Below are 20,206 nucleotides of genomic sequence, written 5' to 3'. Positions count from 1 at the left end.
CTGGTCCTCAGAAAATCGGGAGCGGCAGCTCGGCGATGGCGTCGCCGTCCGCCTGCGCCAGATAATGCGCCTCGTCGGGGCCGATCATGTCGGTCCGGTAGCGCGCCCAGCCGTCTTCCTCGCCGGCGCTGGCGACATAGGCCTTGAGCGCGGGCATGTCCCAGCCATAGGCGGGCGGCATCGACGTGGGGTGGGCGCCGTGCCGCGCCTCGACGACATGCTGCACGAAGCAGCGCTCGACGATGTTGGCCCTGGCGTCCTCGGGATGGCTGAGGTCGAGCCGGTCGACCACCTCCTCGGCCGACACGACGACCTCCTTCGCCGCCTTGGCGAACCATTCGTCATAATAGGTGTCGGGGCCGAGCGCCTGGATGTTGCCCATCCGGTCGGCGCGGTGGACGTGGATCAGCGTGAGGTCGAGCGGCACCGCCGGCATCGCCAGCAGCACCTCGCCGTCGTCATAGGGCGAGGTCACGGTGCGGAAGCCGCCCTGGTCGAACACGTCGGTGCCCAGGCCGACGCGGGTCGGCAGGAAGGGCAGGCGCAGCGCGGCGGCCTTCAGCCCCCATTGCAGCATGCCCTCGTCGAGCTCCAGCACCTCGAGGCCGCCGGCCTCGCGCGCCTTGCGGAAATAGGGTTCCAGCGGGATCGCGTCGAGCGAGACGAAGCCGTAGATCAGCTTGCGCACCTTGCCCGCCGCCAGCAGCATGCCGACCTCGGGCCCGCCATAGGCGACGACGGTCAGGTCCTTGACGTCGCTGCGCAGCAGCGCGCGGACCAGCGCCATCGGCTTGCGCCGCGGGCCCCAGCCGCCGATGCCGATCGTCATCCCGTCGCGCAGACGGCCGACCACCGCCTCGGCGGTGGTGCGCTTGTCCAATGTCGTCACGTTCCGAAATCCCATTTGTGGCCCCACAGGTCCTCCTTGATCGTGAAGGTCGGAGTCACCGTCGTCCAGTCGGCGGTCTGCTCGCCGCCGCAGCCGAACTCGATGTCGAAGCCCGATGGGGTCCGCATGTAGAAGCTGATCATCTTGTCGTTGGTGTGCCGGCCGAGCGTCGACGAGATGTGGACGCCCGCCGCCAGCGCGCGATCGAGCGCCAGCCCGACATCGTCGACCGAGGGCACCTCGACCATGGTGTGGATCAGGCCCGACGGCGCCGGGAACTCGCCCACCGCGACGCTGTGGTGGCGCGGGCCGGTGGCGTGCATGAAGCTCATGCCCAGCCCCTGCTCGGGCCCGCCGGGGAAGAAGACGCGCATCTCGTCGCTGTCGCCGAAGCCGAGCAGCTCCTTGTAGAAGCGGCGCGTCTCCTCATAGCAGTTGGTCGGCACCACGACATGGCCGAAGCCCATCTCGCCGGTGATGAAGGCGGGGACGCCGGCGGGCGACACGAACGGCGTGCCGGCGACGACATTGCCCCATATCAGCTCGATGCGGTTGCCGGCGGGATCGGCCAGCGACACCATGCCGCGCACGTGGCGCTGCGCGATCGTCGCGGCGTCGGCCCGTTCCAGCGCGACGCCGGCCTTGGCCAGCCGGTCGACGGTGGCCTGCCACTGCGCCTCGTCCGGGCATTCGAGCCCGGCGCACAGATAGCGATCCTGCTCGCCCTTCTCGATGCAGAAGCGCCACGGCCGCCCGTCGAGGCGGAGCAGCAGCCGCTCGTCGTTCGAATCGGGCGTCGCCGCGGCGCCGACGACGCCCTCGGCGAAGCTGCGCCAGGCCGCCAGGTCGCGCGTCTCGACGCGAATATAGGCCAGCGATCGGACCGCCATCGTTCCTGCCTCCCCAAGGGTCTTGCTCTACTGCCGCCCGGCCTATCAACAGCGGGAGGGGGTTTCAAGCGCTTTACGTTAAAAAATAGGCAAATCAGTACGCACATCGTTATCATATGGGTGATTATTTGCAATCTCGCGGAGAAAATACGTGGGATTGCGCTTGTGTCGCGGCTGGCGCATGGTGGCGGGACGATGGGCAGGACCGCGACGGACATGGATCGGGCCGGGGATCGGGCCAGGCGGCCGGGGCCGCGATCGGGCGTGCGCTCGATCCGGCAGGAGGCGCAGGTCGCGTCCAGCCGGCGCGAGATCGTCGATGCGCTGCGCGACCTGTTGCGCTCGCGCCGGTTCGACGATCTGTCGGTCGAGGACATATTGGCCGTGTCCGGCGTCAGCCGCGCGACCTTCTATCGCCACTTCAAGTCGCGGCGCGACGTCGTCGTCTCGATGTACGAGGCGACGATGGAGCGGGCGATCCCGCACTTCCGCCTGCTCGCCAGGGTCGCGGCGGGCCGGCTGCCGGCGCTCCGCTGGGCGCGCGGGGCGGTCGAGTTCTACCGCGCCGAGGGGCAGATATCGGTGCTGATCCACGGCCTCGCCGCGACCGACGAGGCTTTCCACGAGAAGCTCCGCCAGGATCGCCAGATGCTGATCCGGCTGCTGGCGCCCGATGTCCCCGCCTTCGCGGCGGCGCTGGGCGAGGACGCCGCCGCGCGCCGGCAAAGGGCGCGCGCCGACATCTTCTTCATGATGCTCGACCGGATCAGCGCCGAGATCACCCTGTTCGCCGCGCTGGCCGACATGTCGGAATATGAGGCGGTGCTGGCCGAGCGGATCGACGCCTTCCTCCACGGACCGGCCTGAACGCCGCGGAAATGCGCAGCGTCGCCGGTGGCGACGATCGTCAATTGACAATACAAATTGTATCGTTGATGATTTGCGTAGAAGATTCGTTGAAGAAAAACGCATACCTCATTAGGAGAGGGGTCGATGAAGGCAGTTCGCATTCATGGCGTGAACGATGTACGCATCGATGAGATCGCGGACCCGATGGTCGGGCCGCGCGACGTGCTGGTGCGCGTCCGCCGCTGCGGGCTGTGCGGGTCGGACCTCGGCTATATCAAGGCGGGCGGCGTCGCGATGCCTGCGACCGAGCCGTTCGGCATCGGCCACGAGCTGTCGGGAACGGTCGAGGCGGTCGGCGCCGAGGTGCGCGGCATCGCCCCCGGCCTGCGCGTCGTGGTCAATCCGATGGGCGACGGCAATGGCATCGGCGCTGGGCTGCCCGAAGGCGCTTTCGCGCCGCTGCTGCGTGTCTCGAACGCGACGCTGGGCGGCGCGATCCACGCGATTCCCGACCCTGTCGGCTGGGACGCCGCCGCGCTGGCCGAGCCGCTGGCCGTGGCGCTCCACGCCGTCCGCCGCTCGGGCGCGGCGCGCGAGGACCGGGTGGCGCTGTTCGGGGTCGGGCCGATCGGGCTCGGCATCGTCTTCTTCCTCAAGCGGCTGGGCGTCCGCCATGTCGTCGCGATCGACCGCTCGGCGGCGCGGCTCGAACGGGCGCGGCGGCTGGGCGCCGACCTCTGCGTCGACGCAGGGACCGCCGACGTCGCGGCGGCGCTCGGCGACGCGCATGGCCGGGGCGACCTGTTCGGCTGGCCGACGGTCGGCACCAACCTCTTCTTCGAGGCGTCGGGCGCGCCCTCGGTGCTGCCGTCGATCGTCGGCATGGCGCCGTTCCACGCCCGCGCGGTGATGGTCGCCGTCCACCACCAGCCGATCGCGATCGACTGGAAGATGGCGCTGGGCAAGGAGATGAGCTTCGTCACCTCGATGGCCTATCCCGACGAGTTCCCCGAGGTGATCGCCGCGCTGTCGGAGCCCGGCTTCGACGCCGACGCCTTCATCAGCCACCGCCTGCCGCTGAGCCGCTTCGACGAGGCGCTGGCGGCGGCGCGCGACACCGCCGTCTCGGCCAAGGTGATGGTGGCCTGCGATGCCTGACATCCGCATCGACGACCTCGCCGAGCCCCGGTTGACCGAACGGCAGCGCGCCGCGATCGACGCCGCGCCGCCGGTGACGATGACGGTCGAGGCGGTGCTCGACGCCGCCCGCGCGGCGACCGGCCTGTCCGACTTCGGCGCCGACGATTTCCGCGAACGGCTGGCGATCTGGCTGGCGAGCTATGACGAGGACCGCGACCTCGGCGCGCTCGGCCGCGCCACGCTGTTCGGCGAATGCGTGCGCTATGCCTCGGCGCGGCTGCGGATCGAGGACCTCTGGCGCCGCCATCCCGAGATCGCGGCGGTCGCGATCGACCGTCCGATCATGGTCGCGGGTCTGCCGCGATCGGGCACCACCCATCTCGTCAACATCCTCGCCGCCGATCCGCGCCTCCGCTCGACCCCGCTGTGGGAGACGATGGAGCCGATCCCCGGCCGCGACGACGTCGGCGACCCCGATCCGCGCCGCGCGCGCACCGCCGCGATGTGGGGCGCGTTCGAGGAGATGCTGCCGCTGATGCCGGCGATGCACGAGATGGCGCCCGACCATGTCCATGAGGACATCGAGCTGCAAGGCCCCGACTTCTCCTCCTACCTGCCCGAATGGCTGAGCCGGCCGGCGCGCTGGCGCGATCATTATCTGGCGAGCGACCAGACCCCGCACTACGCCTATGCCAGGCGGGTGATGCAGGCGCTGTCCTGGCTCAAGGGGCCGGCGCGCTGGGTGGTGAAGTCGCCGCCGCACATGGAGAACCTGCCCGCGCTGGTCGCGGTCCACCCGACCGCGATCGTGCCGGTCACGCATCGCGATCCGGTCGCGGTGCTGCAATCGGCGATCACCATGATCGCCTATGGCGACCGCATCCGCCGCGTTCGGCAGGACCTGCCCGCGCTCGCCGCCTGGTGGATCGACCGCATCGAGGTGCTGTTGCGCCGCTGCGTGCGCGATCGCGACGCGGTGCCCGCCGCCCGCTCGATCGACATATTGTTCCACGACTATATGGCCGACCAGAAGGCGACCGTCGCGAAGGTCTATGCGCTCGCCGAGCTGGAGATGACGCCTGAGGCCGAGGCGCGGATCGACCATTTCCTCGCCGCCAACCCGCGCAACAAGCATGGCCGCGTCGCCTATGACCTGGCCGGCGATTTCGGCGTCGACGTCGGCGCGGTGCGCGAGCGTTTCGCTTTCTACTACGATCGCTTCCCCGTCCGGAAGGAAGCCGTGCCGGGAGAAAGACTGTGACCGCATCCGAACGGCTCCTGTCGGGCCGCGCCTTCGACGATTATCTCGACGTCGTCCGCATCGCCGCGCGCACCGTCGAGACGTTCGGCGACGAGGTCGACGATCTCGACCGCGCCGAATGGTATCGTTTCGTCACCCGGCTGATGCGCAACGGCTTCGAGCGATTCGTCGAGAATTGCGAGCCCGATCGGCCGCGGTTGCGCGACGCGCCGTGGCGGCAGGCGATCAACTTCCAGTCGCCCGACCAGGACCATCTGCTCGCCGAGTTCGTCGACGGGCGGCATGACTATCTGATCAGCGGCAATCGCGGCACCATCCCCTATTTCGTGATGGCGAGCTGGACCGCGCCGCAGCCCGCCCATCCGGGCGACCGCGACTGGGCGCCGCAGGGCGTCAAGGGGCTCGCCGGTTTCGACCCGGCGACCCTCACCACCACCGGTTTCCTCCAGAGCGACGCGATCCCGTTCGACGCCAATGGCGACTTCGAGGTGGTCGTCAGCCGTAACCGCCCCGCCGACGGCTGCGCCTGGCTGCCGATCACGGAAGGATGCGTCGGCCTGCTCGTCCGCACCGTCTATCATCGCCGCGAGGAGACGGTGGCGCCGACGATGCGGATCGCGCGGATCGACGGCGCGGTGCCGCGCGCGGTGACGCCGGCCGACATGGCCGACGCGCTCGCCAAGGCGGGACAGGTGGTGCTCGCCTATGCCGAGCTGGTCCGCCGCTGGTGGCAGGACAATCTGGCCCAGCGCCCCAACCGCATCCGCTTCAGCCGCGCCGTCTATCTGTCGAACGGCGGCGTGCCCGACCGGCACCACGGCTTCGGCACCTGGGTCTGCGAGCCCGGCGAGGCGCTGGTGCTGCGCTTCACGCCGACGCCCTGCGATTATTGGATCTTCCAGCTCTGCACCATCTGGCAGGAGAATCTCGACAATTACGAGGACGGCGGCGGCCATGTGCAGAAATATCGCGCCGTCCATGAGCCCGACGGATCGGTGATCGTGGTGGTCGCGGCGGAGGACCCCGGCATCGGCGGCAACCATGTCGATCCGTTCGGCCATCGCCATGGCGGGATGAGCCTGCGCCTGATCAAGACCGAGGGCGAGCCGCCGCCCGTCACGCTGTGGCGGCTGCCGGCGGCGCGGCTGAAGGCCGAAGGGCGCGCCGCGCTCGACGGCGTCGCGCCGATCGTCAGCGGCGAGATCACCGATTGAGAGGGAGAGGGGATATGGGCTGGAGCGACATCGACTTCGACTATGCCGGCGCGCGGGTGCTGGTCACCGGCGGGACCAGCGGGATCGGCGCGGCGATCGCCGGCGCCTATGCCGATGCGGGCGCGCAGGTGATGATCACCGGCACGCGCGGCTCGCCCGCCGATTATGACGAGAACCTGTCGCGCTTCGACTATCGCCAGCTCGACGTCGAGCGGGGCGAGCAGGTCGACGCGGTGGCGGCGGGCATCGACCGGCTCGACATATTGGTGAACAATGCCGGGCTCGCGCTCGGCTCGCTCGGCTTCGACGAATGGGACCCGGCGGTGTTCGAGCGGTCGGTGGCGATGCACCTGACCTCGGCCTTCCGCATGGCCCATGGCTGCCGCGCCGCGCTGGCGCGGAGCGAGCGGCCGGCGGGCGCCTCGATCATCGGCATCGCCTCGATGACCTCCTATTTCGGCATCGGCATGATCCCGGGCTACGGCTCCGCCAAGACCGGCATCCTCGGCCTGACCCGGGTGCTGGCCGCCGAATGGGCGTCGCAGCGCATCCGCGTCAACGCGGTCGCGGCGGGGCTGACCCGCAGCCGGATGACGGCGGGCGCGTTCGAGGCGCCCGAATGGACCGCGCCGACTCTCCAGCGCACCCCGCTCGGCCGGCTCGGCGAGCCGAAGGACATCGCCGGCGCGGCGCTGTTCCTGTCGAGCTCGGCGGCTTCATGGATCACCGGGCAGATATTGCCGGTCGACGGCGGCTTCACGATCGCCGGATGAGCATGCCGCAACTCATCCTCGCGGCGGGCACCGTCCAGGCGGTGCCGCTGCTCGACCGGCTCGCGCCCGCGCGGGCGGCGGGGTTCGACGGCATCTCGATCTTCGCCGCCGACCTGGAGGCGCTGGCGGCCGACGGCGTCGGCCTGCCCGAGGTCCGTGCCCGCATCGCCGACGCCGGGCTGTTCGTCTCGGAGGTCGAGATCGTCGGCAACTGGCTGCCCGGCGCCCCGGCCAAGGCCAATCCCGCCTGGCTCGCGGCGCTGCTCGATCGCTCGACCGGCGAGCGGCTGACCGGCCTCGCCGATGCTGTCGGCGCGCGCGGGATCACCGTCGCCGAATTGCAGGGCGTCGCCTGCGACCCCGCGACCGCGGCCGACGCCTTCGCGCGGCTCTGCGAGACGGCGGACGGCGCCGGGCTGCACGTCGCGCTGGAGTTCGTGCCGACCGGCGGTATCCCCGATCTCGCGACCGCCTGGGCGATCGTCCGCGCGGCGGGCCGGGCGAACGGCGGCCTGCTGGTCGATAGCTGGCATTTCTTCCGCAGCGGATCGGACCTCGCGCTGCTCGCCAGCCTGCCCGGCGACGCGATCAGGAGCATCCAGATTTGCGACGCGCCGGCGATGCCCGAGGCCGACCTCGACCGCGAGATGGTGCGCGGGCGGCTGCTGCCGGGCGAGGGCGAGCTCGGCCTCGCCGGCTTCGCCGCGGCGCTGCGCGCCACCGGAACCACGGCGCCCTGGTCGGTCGAGGTCTTCTCCGACCGGCTCGCGGGCGAACCGATCGACATCGTCGCGCGGCGCTGCGCCGACGCGGCGCGGACATTGCTGCAAGGAGAGACCGATGGCTGAGGGACGACCCGGTGCGGTGGTGGTGGGAACGGGCTTCGGCCTGTTCACCCATGTCCGCGCGCTGCGCGAGGCGGGGTTCGAGGTGCGCGCGATCGTCGGGCGCGATCGGGCGCGGACGGCGGAGCGCGCCGCGCCGCTCGGCATCCCGCTGGCGACCGACAGCCTGGCCGAGGCGCTGGCCGATCCGGCGACGCTGCTCGTCACCGTCGCGACGCCGCCGCACGCCCATTATCCGGTGGTGATGGAGGCGATCGCCGCCGGCCGGCACATCGTCTGCGAGAAGCCCTTCGCCCGCGATCTGGCGCAGGCGCGCGAGATGCGCGACGCCGCCGAGCGGGCGGGCGTGATCCACATGCTCGGCGCCGAGTTCCGCTTCGACGCGGCGCAGGCGCTGCTGCGGCGGATCGTCGCCGACGGCGCGATCGGCGCGCCGCGCCAGTTCCTGCGCATCCATCACCAGCCGGGCTTGCAGGACCCGGCCGAGAAGCTGAGCGACTGGTGGGAGGATGCCGACCGGGGCGGCGGTTTCCTCGGCGCCTTCGGCACCCACATGATCGACCAGGTGCTGACCACGATCGGGCCGATCCGCCGCGTGTCCTGCGTGTTGCAGACGCTCGCGCCCGGCCGTCCCCATATGACCGCCGACGACAGCTATGCGCTGCAGTTCGAATGCGAGGGCGGCGCGAAGGGCACGCTGATGGCGGCGATGGCCGCGCCCGGCTCGCTGGTCATGGCGACCAAGGTCGTCGGCACCGCGGGCGGCGCCTGGATCCAGTCGGGCGCGACCTTCGGCGATCCCGAGGAGGTGTGGGTGATGGACGCGGCCGGATCGCGCCGCATCGCCATGCCCGACGACCTCGCCCTGCCGCCGCCCGAACCCTTCCCGGTCGCCGCGCTGATCCAGACCGAGCAGGACCGCTGGCACACCATGGGGTTCGACGTGATCCCCTATGCCCGGCTGTTCGGGGAGATGCGCCGCCGTATCGCCGGCCAGGCGATCGACGCCCGCGAGCAGGCGGGAAGCTTCGACGACGCGGTGCGCAACCAGGCCGTGCTCGACGCGGCGCGGCGATCGGCCCGGCAGGGCGGCTGGACCGACGTGGAAAGCGACTGAGCGCGGCGCGCGAACGGATGGGACCGGAACGAAGGATCGGACGAGGATGGTATTGCCGACGACATTGACGATGGGTGTTCTTCTCGACGAGGCGGCGGGGCGCTGGGGCGACCGGCCGTTCGTGCGCGAGGAGGACGGCGGCGTCCTGTCCTTCGCCGGTTTCCGCCGGGCGGCGCGCGCCGTGTCGGGCGCCCTGCTGGCGCGCGGCGCGCGCAAGGGCGATCGGATCGCGATCTGGGCGCCCAACAGCGGGGCCTGGGCGGTCGCTGCCGCCGGCGCGACCCAGATCGGGCTCGAATTGATCCCGCTCAACACCCGCTTCAAGGGCGCCGAGGCCGAGGACATATTGCGGCGGGGCGAGGTGCGCTGGCTGTTCACCGTTCGCGGCTTCCTGGGCCTCGACTATGCGGCGATGCTCGAAGGGCGCGACCTGCCCCGGCTGGAGGAGACCGTCTTCCTCGACGGTCTCGACGCCTGGCTGGCGGCGAAGGACGGCGCAGGCGAGGCCGAGGTCTCGGCCGCCATCGCGGCGGTCGGCGGCGACGACACGGTCGACATCCTGTTCACCTCGGGCACCACCGGCCGGCCCAAGGGGGTGATGAGCGGCCACCAGCAGAATCTGCGCACCTTCCAGGCGTGGAGCGACGCGGTCGGGCTGCGCGAGGGCGACCATTATCTGATCGTCAATCCCTTCTTCCACACCTTCGGCTACAAGGCGGGCTGGGTCGCGGCGCTGTTGCAGGGGGCGACGATCTTCCCCGTCGCGCAGTTCAACGCCGCCCATGTGCTGGCGACGGTCGCGGCCGAGCGGATCACGGTGCTGCCGGGGCCGCCGACCATCTTCCAGTCGCTGCTCGACGAACCGGCGCGCGGCGCGGCGGACACGGCCAGCCTGCGGCTCGCGGTGACGGGCGCCGCCAGCGTGCCGCCGGTGCTGATCCGCCGCATGCACGACGAGCTCGGCATCGACGAGGTGCTGACCGCCTATGGCCTGACCGAGGGCAGCGGCTGCGTCAGCGCCACCCAAGCGGGCGACCCGGTCGAGCTGGTCGCGGCGACCTGCGGGCGGCCGATCCCCGGGGTCGAGGTGCGGCTGGTCGACGGCGCGGGCCGCGACGTGCCGGCCGGCGAGCCGGGCGAATTGCTGGTGCGCGGCTTCAACGTGATGAAGGGCTATCTCGACGATCCCCGGGCGACCGCCGAGACGATCGACGGCGAGGGCTGGCTGCGCACCGGCGACATCGCGACGCAGGACGCGCGCGGCTATCTGCGCATCACCGACCGGGCGAAGGACCTGTTCATCTGCGGCGGTTTCAACTGCTACCCGGCCGAGATCGAGGCGCGGCTGCTCGAGCATCCCGACGTCGCGCGGGTCGCGGTGGTGGGGCGCCCCGACGAGCGGATGGGCGAGGTCGGCCATGCGGTGGTGGTGCCCCGGCCGGGCGCGGCGCGCGACGGCAAGGCGCTGCTCGCCTGGTGCCGCGAGCAGATGGCCAATTACAAGGTGCCGCGCAGCGTCGAATGGGTCGACGAGTTGCCCGTCAACGCGGCGGGCAAGGTCCAGCGCTTCCTGCTCAAATGACCGGCGCGGCGGCCATCCCCATCGTCATTCCCGCGAAAGCGGGAATCCATGGACGGCGGTCCGCAAGAGACGAAATGCGCCGTGACCGTGGATTCCCGCTTTCGCGGGAATGACGGCAGGATGACCGCGACCGTGTCGCGATCAGGCGACCCGCTTCGCCGGATCGCGCTTGTCGACGACCGTGTGGCGGCCGTTGACGCGCTTCTGGAAATCGGGCGCCTGGGCGATCGGGTTGTAGAACTGCTTGTACCACAGGCGGCACTTGTCGGTCGGCCCGTCGCCGCGCACCATCATCGGCGACAGGCAGGCGCGCTTGTGCGTCCAGATCTCGAAGTCCTGCGCGAAGGCGAGGCGGCTCGCCTCCTGATAGGCGCGCGCCATCGGCACGTCCGCGTCGGTGGCGGCGCGGCCCATGTCGACCATCAGCGCGTGCCAGACGTGGATCTTGCCGTCCTCGACCGGGGTGTGCGCGATCAGCATGTGGGTCGGGAAGGTGCCGCGCATCGACGACTGGAGGATCGCCGGCCCGGTATACCAGGTGTCGAGCTCGAGCATCCCCTCGCCCTCCTGCACCAGGGTGCGGTGGCCGGCGCCGAACATCTGCCACTGCACATGGTCGTCGAACTCGTTGTAGAAATACTGGATGTCGCGCGATCCGTGGATCGGCACGAAATGGGCGAAGTCGGTCATGTTGTCGACGACCTCGATCGGATGCTGGGGCAGCTCGCCCAGGTCGTCGATCGCCCAGCGGACCCAGTTGGGATCGTCCCACTGCGCGAACGGCGGCAGCTCATGGTCGGGTTCGTTGCCCTCCATGTCGTGCCACATCCAGATGATGCCGGCGCGCTCGACCACCGGCCAGGTCTGGATCTTCGCCGCCGCGGGCGGCTTCTGGTCCGAATAGGGGATCTGGTTGCAGCGGCCGTCGGGCCCGAAGCGCCAGCCGTGGAAGGGGCAGCGGATCGACTCGCCCTCGATCCGCTCATTGTCGCGGACGATGTAGCTGGTCTCGTTCCGGCCGAGATGCGCGCCCATGTGCGGGCAATAGGCGTCGACGAGGTGCGGCGCGCCGCTCTCGCCACGGTAGAGCACCATGTCGCGCGCGAAGAAGCGGACCGGCATCGGCGTGCTGCCCAGCGTCGACGCGTCGGCGACCATGTGCCAGCCGCGCGCGAAGCTATTGGGGCCGAGGCGGTAGTCGGCGGTGGTGGCCATCCAAAACTCTCCTGTGTCCTGTCGGGAGCCATCCCGTTCCCACAGAGAATATCACGGTCCGGGGGGCTGGAAGCCGCACTCCGCCTGTGCAAGGATGCACGGCATGGCGATCGAATGGGACGATGTGCGGGTGTTCCAGTCGGCGGTCCGCGCCGGCGACTACAGCACCGCGGCGCGCAAGCTGGACATGGACCGAACCACGGTGGGCCGGCGCTTCGCGCGGCTCGAACGGGCGACGGGCCGATCCTTGTGGGAACAGGCCAGCGCCGGCTACCGGCCGACCGAGGCGGGCCGGGCGGTGCTGCGCGCGGCGGCGGCGATGGAGCGCGCGATGGCGCGGCTCGACCGGGATCTGGCGCCGGCCGGGGACCGGATCGGCGGACCGATTCGGGTGGCCGGCACGGCCGGGCTCGCCGCGCTGCTGCTGCCGGCCTTCGGCGCCTTCCTCGACCGGCATCCGGCGGTGTCGCTGGAGGTGGTCGGCGCGCGCGACGCGATCGCGGCGATCCAGCAGCGGCAGGCCGATGTCGGCCTCGCCATCGCGCGGACCAAGCCGCGTGACCTGGCGGGGGAGCGGATCGGCGGCTTCGGCCAGGCCCTGTTCGCGCGGCGCGGCGCCGATCCGGCGCGCGCGGTGGTCTGGGGCCATGCGATGATGCTCGCCAATCCGCAGCCCTGGGCGCGGCTCAACGCCAAGGACGATGCCGGCCGCTGCGTCGAGGTCGACGGCATCGCCGCGCTCCACGACGCGGTCCGCGCCGGGCTCGGCCGCGCCTGGCTGTGGGAGCGGCTGGCGGCGCGCGACCCCGCGCTCGAACGGCTGCCGGGCATGGCGCCGGCGGCGGCGGCGGCCGACATCTGGGTCGTCCACCGCGCCGACCTCCAGGTCGAGCCGGCGGTGGCGGCGCTGATCGAGGCGATGCCCGGCATCCTCGCCGGCAGTTTCGAGGGAGAAGGCTGAGCATGGCCGACTGGACGCATCGCCACGCCCGCATCAACGGCATCGCCATGCACTGGGTGGAGCAGGGCGAGGGCCCCGCGATCGTCCTGTGCCACGGCTTCCCGCACATCTGGCTGAGCTGGCGCCATCAGATCCCGGTGCTGGCCGCCGCCGGCTGGCGGGTGATCGTCCCCGACATGCGCGGCATGGGCCAGACCGAGGCGCCGGCCGACCACCGGCTCTACGACGTGCCGCACGTCACCGGCGACCTGGTCGGCCTGCTCGACCATCTCGGGCTCGATCAGGCGGTGTTCGCCGGGCTCGATTTCGGCATCTTCGCGATCTACGACCTCGCCTATCTCCACCCCGATCGGGTGCGGGCGGTGATCGCGCTGGAGAATCCGGCCTATCCCGACTCGCCCGACAAGGCGCCGCTCGCCGAGGCGGCCGAATGGGCGAAGGAGCATTTCGTCCATATCGACTATTTCCGGCCGGTCGGCCCGGCCGACGCCGCGCTCGACGCGGCCCCGCGCGAGTTCCTGCGCCGGGTGCTCTACGCGCTGTCGGGCGACTTCCATTATCTCGACGTGTGGAAGCATCCGCCGGGCACCGCCTATCTCGACGCGCTGCCGGAAGCGCCGCCGCTGCCCTGGCCCTGGCTCTCCGAATGGGAGCTGGAATGGTATGTCGCCGACTATGCGCGCAGCGGCTTCACCGGCGGGCTCAACTGGTATCGCGCGATGGACCTGCGCTGGGCGCAGCGCGCGGCGTGGCGGCATGCGCCGACCACCCGTCCCTTCTTCTTCATCGGCAGCGAGAACGACGTCGACCTGGAGGCGTGGCACGGCGACGACCCGCTGGGCGCGATCCCGCGCCACCATGCCGACGTGCGGCGGATCGAGATGCTGCCGCGCGCCGGCCATCTCATCCAGCTCGAACGCGCGGACGAGGTCGGCCGGTTGATGGTGGAGTTCCTGGGGGAGCTTTAGGCTCGTTTCGGATCAGCTTGGGTTGGGCCTGCCTCCACCCCCTATCGTCATCAAGTCAGTTGAGGCTGGAGATTGGCAGCGTCGCGGATGCGAGCATTGGCGATGCAGATGATTTTGCGCATGAGGGCGGCGAGAGCGAGGCGTTTGGGTTTTCCAGCGCGGACGAGTGCGTTGTAGAAGTCTGCGAGAGGATTTTTGCCGCGAGCGGCGGCGAGGGCGGCGATGAAGAGGGCGGGCCTGATCTGCCTTCGTCCGCCTGAGCTGTGTCGGCGGGCCTGGAGTTTTCCGCTGTCTCTGGGATGAGGGGCGCAACCAGCGAGGCTTGCGGCCTGCCGGCGGTTGAGAGAGCCGAGTTCGGGCATGGTTGCGATCAGGAGAGGAGCGAGGACGGCGGCGACGCCTGGGATGGATCGCAAGGCGCGAGCGCGGGAGCTGAGGTCGCGGTGTTGGTTGATGAGCTCCTCGATCTGAACCTCGATGGTGCGGATACGGTGTTCGAGATCGGCGATATGGTCGCGGATGTCGTCGGCGACGAGATGCCCACGAGGGGCCTTGAGGCGATTGGTTTCCTGGCGCTTCATGGCGACGAGATCGAGGCGTCGTGAGACGAGGAGGCTGATCTGGGCCTGGCAAGGCTCGGGAGGTTGCCAGCGCATCAGGCCGGGACTGCGGTCGATGGCGTAGCGGCTGAGCCAGCGGGCATCGATGGGGTCGGTCTTGGCGCGTTTGCCGAAGGAGCGGATATAGGCCTTGATCTTGGCGGCATCACCGCGGTGAACGGGGATGGCGAGGCCGCAGAGGACGGCGAGGAGCTTGTCCTCATGGCCTCCGGTCGCTTCGCATACGGCCAGATCGCGGTTGCGCAGCGGATCGAGCGCGGCCGTGAGGGCCTGGGTCTCGTTGGCTATGGTGAGGGTCTGGCCGGTTACGCTGTCGAACAGGGTCACGCTGTCCTGGGATACGTCGAGGCCAAGAGCTGTCTGGATTTCGTCGGCATATCGTATCATCTTGGGGTCCCATGCTTCGAATTGTCTGCGGGCGTGCCGAAAGGCGGCCCATTCAAGTCAGCAAGCGATGCGAAGCTGGGGCGACAAGAGCCCTGGATGACGTCGGTCGTTTCGACCTATTCCCGCACGGGCGCCTTGCCGCCACGAGCTGCGGGGTGGCCACCCCGCAGCTCGTCTCGCCAGCCACCCACTCTTAAATCATTTTCCCGAGAGACAATTCCCGCGAAAGCGGGAATCCATGGACGGCGGTCCGCAGGAGACGGAATGCGCCGTGACCGTGGATTCCCGCTTTCGCGGGAATGACGGAAACGGTGCTTTGGAATGACCGTGAGGATTATTCCGCCGCCTCGGCGGTGAAGGGCAGGCAGACCTCGTCGAAGCCGAGCACATGCGCGACCCGGCCGAGGCCGACCCAACTGGCGACCGAATTGGCGAGGTCGGCGATCTCGGCGTCGGAGAAGGCGGCTCGCGCCCTGGCCCAGAATGTCTCGTCGCGCGCCAGCGCCTTGGGCTCGACGGCGAAGCGCTCGGCGAACTCGATCGCCAGCCGTTCGCGGTCGCTGAACAGCGACGAGGTCCGCCACTCGGGCACCGCCGCGTAGAAGGCTTCGTCGGGGGGCGGGCCGTTGTCGACCACGGTCCCGCGCGTGCCGGTGCCCGAGAACATCCCGCCCAGGTCGCGGGCGGCGCGGAAGCGTTGGCAGATCACGCAGCCGTTGATCTCCGCCGTGCGGGCGCGGGCGCCCTCGAACTCGCGCAGCGACAGCTTCGAATGGCGATAGACGGCGTGGCTGAAGGCGCCCCCGGCGCGCATGATCTCGGGCGCCAGCGTCTCGGTGGCATAGCCATAAGGGTCATGGGCCTGGGCGGCCGGAACGTCGATGCGCATGCGTCCTCTCCTCGTCTTCCCTATCGCAGGCAGGCTATAGCATCTTGCGATTCTGTCCATCTTTTCTGTTACGAAAGATGGAGGATTATATCGGGAGATGTCGCTCTATGCGTGAAATGAAACCGATCATGGGGCGCAAAATTCCGGTCGGCGACGGCCTGCATCTCCATGCGGTCGAGGCGGGCGAGGGGCCGCTGTTGCTGATGATCCACGGCTTTCCCGGCCTCGCCTGGTCGTGGCGGCACCAGATGCTGCCCTTCGCCGCGGCGGGCTTCCGCGCGGTGGCGATCGACAGCCTCGGCTATGGCGGCAGCGATCGTCCGCTCGATCCCGCGCTCTATGCATCGGACCGGATGCAGGCCTATCTGCTCGCGCTGCTCGACCATTACGGCGCCGACCGGGCGGTGGTGATCGGCCAGGATTTCGGCGCGCAATATGCCTGGAACCTCGCGGTGCGCGCGCCCGGTCGGGTGCGGGCGCTGGTGGCGACCATCCCCTATGACTATGACCTCGCCGGCCGGGCGCTGCTCGGCGCGGCGGAGCGGCTGCCGCCGGGCGCGCCGGTGCGGCCCGACATGGCCTCGCCCGACCATCGGCCGAGCGAACGCTTCGCGGCGATGGCGCAGGCGCATTTCGTCCATTTCCATTATTTCCAGACGGTCGGGCCCGCCGACCGCGAGCTGGGCGGCGCTCTCGCCGACTATCTGCAGCGCAGCTTCCACGCGCTGAGCGCGGCGGGCGACCTGTGGGCGTGGAAGGCGCTGCCCTCCGAAGGCACCGGCTATCTCGACGCGCTGCCGCCCGCGCCGCCGCTGCCCTGGCCGTGGCTGAGCGAGGCCGAGTTCGCCGCCTTCGTCGCCCGCTACGATCATGCGGACCCGGCGCGGCGGATGATCGGCGGGCTGAATTCCTACCGCACCGCCGACCGCAACTGGGAGATCGGCCGCGCCTGGGCCGACGCCGACGTGACCGTGCCGACGCTGATGCTGCTGGGCGCCGCCGATCCTTCCTTCGCCTTCTTCCCGGACTGGGAGGATAGGTTGCGGCGGCGGGTGCCGGGGCTCGCCGGCATCGTCGCGATCGAGGGGGCGGGCCACCTCGTCCAGCAGGAGAAGCCCGAGGCGTTCAACGCGGCCGTGCTCGATTTCCTCGGTGGGCTCCAGAGCGATTTCTAGGCAGATGGAAACATCTGCCTACTCGGAAATCGCGGTAAAACAATAAGCTGGGCCGGCCATGCCGGAAAAGGACGGGGCCGGCGAACGCGATGTCGTCGCGGTTCGCCGGCCCCGAGGGGGCACTGGAGGCTGGAAGGCGGCTAGAAGGAGAAGCCGACGTCGATCCCGTAGGTCGCCGGATCGCCGTAGGAGATCGCCTGGTTCGGGTAGCCGGCGATGATCGAGCCCGAGCCGATCACGAAGCCGGGATAGCGCTTGTCGAACACGTTCTTGCCCCACAGCCCGATCGAGATGTTGCGGCCGCCGCCGCGATCGATCGTGTAGCTCAGGCGGGCGTCGACCAGGCCATAGGCCTTGTTGATCGGCGCGTCGCGGCCGAGCGGGACGCTGGGGCCGTCGCCGGCGGTGGTGTAGACCTTGTCCTTCCACGTGTAGTCGACATGCGCGGCGAGGTCGCCGCTGCCGAACGTCCCGATCACCCAGTCGCCCGACAGGCGGACGCTGTTCTTCGGGGTGAAGGGCAGCACGAAATAGCCGGTGATGTTGTCGCCGACCTGCACCGGCGAGCCGGGGTTGACGGCGGGATCGAAGATCGAGCCGGCCGGGGCCAGCACGTTGCGGATCTTCGAGGTGGTGTAGGCATAGCTGGCGCTGAGCGTCAGGCCGGGGATCGGCACCGCCGTCAGGTCGGCCTCCAGCCCCTTCACCGTCGCGCGGCCGACGTTGAACGTGTCGGCCAGCGACGCGTCGGCGGGGTCGGCCGAGATGTCGAGCTGCAGGTCCTTGTACTTGGCGATGAAGCCGGCAAGGTTCACGCGCAGCCGCCGGTCGAGCAGGTCGGACTTGATGCCCGCCTCATAGCTGGTGACCGTCTCCGGCCCGAAGGTGCGGGTGAAGGTCGGCGACGCCTCGTTCGATCCGCCCGCCTTGTAGCCGGTCACGACCTTCGCATAGAGCGAGACGTTCTCGACCGGGCGGTAGGACAGGGTCAGCGCCGGGTTGAACTTGCTGTTCTTCACGTCGGTCGCGCCGACCACCGATCCCAGCGGGATGGTCGCGCCCGGGCCGTTGAAGCGGCGGGCGACCAGCGGCGAGGTCTGGCCGATGAAGAAGTTCGAGGTGCGGATGCGGTCGGCGGTCCGCTTGTCGCGGGTGTAGCGGCCGCCCACGGTCACGTCGAACTTGCCGTCGGCGAACTCCGGGGTCCAGGTCAGCTGGCCGAAGATCGCCTTGGAGGTCGACTTGGCGTTGGTGTCGCGATCGACCAGCACCTGCTGGCCGGGCGTGCCGGTGCCGACGTCGACCGTCTCGAAATGATTGGCCTTCTCGCGGAAATAATAGATGCCGACGACATATTTGAACTGGTCGGCGACGGTGCCGACCGCCTGGAATTCCTGGGTGTAGGTCTTCGAGCCGACCTGGTCGAACGCGAAGAAGGGCGCCAGGAAGGCCTCGGTATAGTCCTGGTAGGTCCGCACCTTGATGTGCCGGTAGCTGCTCAGCGAACGCAGCGTCAGCGCGTCGCTCGCCCGCCATTCGCCGATCAGCGTGTGGCCGTCCGACTTCACATGGCTGTAGGGCAGGTAGACCGGGCGATAGGCGGTCTCCGGGTCGGCGGTGTAGCCGGGGAAGAGGAAGGGCGCGAAGGCGTTCTCGGTGACGTAGCGGACCGGCGTGGTGCGCTGGTCGCTATAGTCGCCCGAATAGTCGACGGTGATGCCGTCGGTCGGTTCCCAGCGGACCGCGCCGCGCACCGCATATTTGCGGTCGGACTGGAAATCGTGCGCGTCGGGCGTGCCCGCGGTGTTGGCGGCGTTGTTCGCCCAGCCGTCCCGGTTCGAATAGAGGCCGGTCAGCTTGACCTTGAAGGTGCCGAACTGCGGCAGGTCGAGGTTCACCAGCGCGCGGCGATAGTCGTAGTTGCCGAGCGACAGCAGGCCATGCGCGCCGAGCTCGCCGGTCGGCTTCTTGCTGATGATGTTGACTGCGCCGCCGGTGGTGTTGCGGCCGTAGAGCGTGCCCTGCGGACCGCGCAGCACCTCGACCCGCTCGACGTCGGCGAGGTCGAAGGCCGACGCCTGCGGGCGCGACTGGTAGATGCCGTCGACATAGAGGCCGACGCCGCCGTCCTTGGTGATGATGTTCGGATCGCCGATGCCCTGGCCGCGCATGAACAGGACCAGCGTGGTGGTCGAGCTGGGATAGGGCGCGAAATAGAGGCTGGGCGCCGCCTGCACCACGCCGCGCAGGTCGGTGATGCCCGACGACTGGAGGCTGTTGGCGGTCAGCGCGGTGATCGCGATCGGGGTGCGCTGCAGGTTTTCGGCCCGGCGCTCCGCGGTGACGACGATCTCCTCGACCCCGGCGACGCTATTGTCCTCGGCCGCGGCCGGGACGGCCGCCTGCGACGGCGTCGCCTGCGCGAAGGATGGGGCGGTGGTGGCGATCGCGAGCGCGATGGTGGAGGCGCGCGCGAGCTGGAATGCGACGGTCATTTCCTCTCCCTCATATGGTTATATGTTATCCGCATATAATGACACAAAACAGAATCAACGCAAGTCATGCGTAATAGAATGCCGATTGGTTTTACGCAGAATGGTGATGGGCGTCGGCATCAGGACAGGAAGTCGAAGCTCGGCTGCGCGCGCGCGGCGATCATCGCCTGGCGTCGCTCGAGCATCGGGTCGAGCGCCTCGGGCTGCGGGACGATCCAATAGTCGCCCCGCGCGATCGCGTCGAACACCGCCGCCGCGAAGGGCTCCGGGTCCATGCCATATTGGTCGATCATGCCGCGCAGCCCCGCGACGAAGCGCTCGGTCGCGGGATGGACGGTGCCGCCGAACGGATCGTCGAAGATCGCCGAGCGGACCGGGCCGGGGGCGAGCAGGCTCACCGCGACCGGCGCGCCGAGCATGTCGAGCTCGCCCTTCAGTGCCTCGGTCAGCGCGACGACCGCGAATTTGGTGGCGCTGTAGGGGGCCATGAGCGGGCTGGGATTGAAGCCGCCGACCGAGGCGGTGTTGATGATCCGCGCCGGTCGGGCGGCCCGCAGCATCCTCGGCACGAAGGCGCGGATGCCGTTGAGGACGCCGCCGACATTGACCTTCAGCGAGGCGTCCCAGCGCGCCGGATCGATCTCCCAGCTGAAGCCGGTCGCCATGATCCCGGCATTGTTGAACAGCAGGTCGACCTGGCCGAACCGGTCATAGGCCGCCGCGGCGAGCCGCTCGACCGCGGCCGGATCGGTCACGTCGGTCGGCACCGCCAGCGCGTCGGGCAGCGTGTCCGCCGCCGCCGCGAGCGCATCGGCGTCGCGGTCGGCGAGGACGAGGCGCATCCCGCGGCGGGCGGCCTCGCGGGCGAGGCCCAGGCCGATGCCGCTGGCGGCGCCGGTGATGACGGCGTTGGTCGGGGCCTCGCTCATCGATCGG

18 protein-coding genes are annotated in these 20,206 nt (G+C 69.9%); 11 read left to right on the top strand and 7 right to left on the bottom strand.

What is annotated here, in order from left to right; all coding sequences use genetic code 11:
* Positions 1 to 7: 7 nt before the first annotated feature.
* A complete protein-coding gene (locus HRJ34_RS16030; RefSeq protein WP_226948812.1) occupies positions 8 to 889 on the bottom strand; it encodes a CoA transferase subunit A in 882 nt (293 codons plus the stop codon).
* Entirely contained in the window at positions 886 to 1,779 is an 894-nt protein-coding gene (locus tag HRJ34_RS16025; protein WP_012049488.1) for a VOC family protein, read from the bottom strand. Before HRJ34_RS16025 ends, HRJ34_RS16030 begins: the two co-directional genes overlap by 4 nt.
* Before the next feature lie 216 nt (positions 1,780 to 1,995).
* On the opposite strand from HRJ34_RS16025, the gene HRJ34_RS16020 reads away from it, so the two are divergent.
* From HRJ34_RS16020 to HRJ34_RS15985, 8 genes are all read left to right on the top strand, one after another.
* Positions 1,996 to 2,646 carry a TetR/AcrR family transcriptional regulator gene (locus HRJ34_RS16020; protein WP_050986511.1) on the top strand — a complete coding sequence of 217 codons (651 nt, stop codon included), beginning with the start codon at positions 1,996 to 1,998 and terminating at the stop codon, positions 2,644 to 2,646.
* A gap of 126 nt (positions 2,647 to 2,772) precedes the next feature.
* Entirely contained in the window at positions 2,773 to 3,786 is a 1,014-nt protein-coding gene (locus tag HRJ34_RS16015; RefSeq protein ID WP_208631811.1) for a zinc-dependent alcohol dehydrogenase, read from the top strand.
* Positions 3,779 to 5,029: a sulfotransferase family protein gene (locus HRJ34_RS16010; protein WP_208631810.1), complete on the top strand. Its 1,251-nt coding sequence runs from the start codon at positions 3,779 to 3,781 to the stop codon at positions 5,027 to 5,029. The genes HRJ34_RS16015 and HRJ34_RS16010 overlap by 8 nt, the downstream gene beginning before the upstream one ends.
* Complete coding sequence (locus tag HRJ34_RS16005) at positions 5,026 to 6,243, top strand: hypothetical protein (protein WP_208631809.1); 1,218 nt, start codon at positions 5,026 to 5,028, stop codon at positions 6,241 to 6,243. The genes HRJ34_RS16010 and HRJ34_RS16005 overlap by 4 nt, the downstream gene beginning before the upstream one ends.
* 14 nt (positions 6,244 to 6,257) lie before the next feature.
* The gene (locus HRJ34_RS16000; protein ID WP_208631808.1) at positions 6,258 to 7,016 is read left to right on the top strand and encodes an SDR family NAD(P)-dependent oxidoreductase; all 759 of its coding nucleotides are present in this window, start codon (positions 6,258 to 6,260) and stop codon (positions 7,014 to 7,016) included.
* Positions 7,013 to 7,864, top strand: coding sequence for a sugar phosphate isomerase/epimerase family protein (locus HRJ34_RS15995; RefSeq protein WP_208631807.1), 852 nt, complete (start codon positions 7,013 to 7,015; stop codon positions 7,862 to 7,864). Before HRJ34_RS16000 ends, HRJ34_RS15995 begins: the two co-directional genes overlap by 4 nt.
* Positions 7,857 to 8,978: a Gfo/Idh/MocA family protein gene (locus HRJ34_RS15990; RefSeq protein WP_208631806.1), complete on the top strand. Its 1,122-nt coding sequence runs from the start codon at positions 7,857 to 7,859 to the stop codon at positions 8,976 to 8,978. The genes HRJ34_RS15995 and HRJ34_RS15990 overlap by 8 nt, the downstream gene beginning before the upstream one ends.
* Positions 8,979 to 9,048: 70 nt before the next feature.
* Positions 9,049 to 10,560, top strand: coding sequence for a FadD3 family acyl-CoA ligase (locus tag HRJ34_RS15985; RefSeq protein WP_226948811.1), 1,512 nt, complete (start codon positions 9,049 to 9,051; stop codon positions 10,558 to 10,560).
* A 141-nt stretch (positions 10,561 to 10,701) separates the two neighbouring features.
* Here HRJ34_RS15985 and HRJ34_RS15980 read toward each other — a convergent pair whose 3' ends face one another.
* Complete coding sequence (locus HRJ34_RS15980) at positions 10,702 to 11,775, bottom strand: Rieske 2Fe-2S domain-containing protein (protein ID WP_208631804.1); 1,074 nt, start codon at positions 11,773 to 11,775, stop codon at positions 10,702 to 10,704.
* A gap of 103 nt (positions 11,776 to 11,878) precedes the next feature.
* Between HRJ34_RS15980 and HRJ34_RS15975 the strand changes: the two genes are divergently transcribed.
* Both HRJ34_RS15975 and HRJ34_RS15970 read left to right on the top strand, forming a co-directional pair.
* Positions 11,879 to 12,736: a LysR family transcriptional regulator gene (locus HRJ34_RS15975; RefSeq protein ID WP_208631803.1), complete on the top strand. Its 858-nt coding sequence runs from the start codon at positions 11,879 to 11,881 to the stop codon at positions 12,734 to 12,736.
* 2 nt (positions 12,737 to 12,738) lie between these two features.
* A complete protein-coding gene (locus HRJ34_RS15970; protein ID WP_016746638.1) occupies positions 12,739 to 13,704 on the top strand; it encodes an alpha/beta fold hydrolase in 966 nt (321 codons plus the stop codon).
* Between the two features lie 50 nt (positions 13,705 to 13,754).
* On the opposite strand, the gene HRJ34_RS15965 is transcribed toward HRJ34_RS15970, so the two are convergent.
* Both HRJ34_RS15965 and HRJ34_RS15960 read right to left on the bottom strand, forming a co-directional pair.
* Positions 13,755 to 14,711 carry an IS110 family transposase gene (locus tag HRJ34_RS15965; RefSeq protein ID WP_030093295.1) on the bottom strand — a complete coding sequence of 319 codons (957 nt, stop codon included), beginning with the start codon at positions 14,709 to 14,711 and terminating at the stop codon, positions 13,755 to 13,757.
* A 334-nt stretch (positions 14,712 to 15,045) separates the two neighbouring features.
* Complete coding sequence (locus HRJ34_RS15960; RefSeq protein WP_208631802.1) at positions 15,046 to 15,600, bottom strand: carboxymuconolactone decarboxylase family protein; 555 nt, start codon at positions 15,598 to 15,600, stop codon at positions 15,046 to 15,048.
* A 128-nt stretch (positions 15,601 to 15,728) separates the two neighbouring features.
* On the opposite strand from HRJ34_RS15960, the gene HRJ34_RS15955 reads away from it, so the two are divergent.
* Positions 15,729 to 16,775 carry an alpha/beta fold hydrolase gene (locus HRJ34_RS15955; RefSeq protein WP_226948810.1) on the top strand — a complete coding sequence of 349 codons (1,047 nt, stop codon included), beginning with the start codon at positions 15,729 to 15,731 and terminating at the stop codon, positions 16,773 to 16,775.
* Positions 16,776 to 16,915: 140 nt separating this feature from the next.
* On the opposite strand, the gene HRJ34_RS15950 is transcribed toward HRJ34_RS15955, so the two are convergent.
* Positions 16,916 to 19,270, bottom strand: coding sequence for a TonB-dependent receptor (locus tag HRJ34_RS15950; RefSeq protein ID WP_208631800.1), 2,355 nt, complete (start codon positions 19,268 to 19,270; stop codon positions 16,916 to 16,918).
* A gap of 119 nt (positions 19,271 to 19,389) precedes the next feature.
* A complete protein-coding gene (locus HRJ34_RS15945; protein WP_208631799.1) occupies positions 19,390 to 20,199 on the bottom strand; it encodes an SDR family NAD(P)-dependent oxidoreductase in 810 nt (269 codons plus the stop codon).
* Between the last annotated feature and the right edge of the window lie 7 nt (positions 20,200 to 20,206).

It is taken from the genome of Rhizorhabdus wittichii, from assembly GCF_017607425.1.
GTDB lineage: Bacteria > Pseudomonadota > Alphaproteobacteria > Sphingomonadales > Sphingomonadaceae > Rhizorhabdus > Rhizorhabdus wittichii.
Note: the sequence above shows the minus strand (reverse complement) of the source record. Positions and strands in the feature narration are given on the sequence as shown.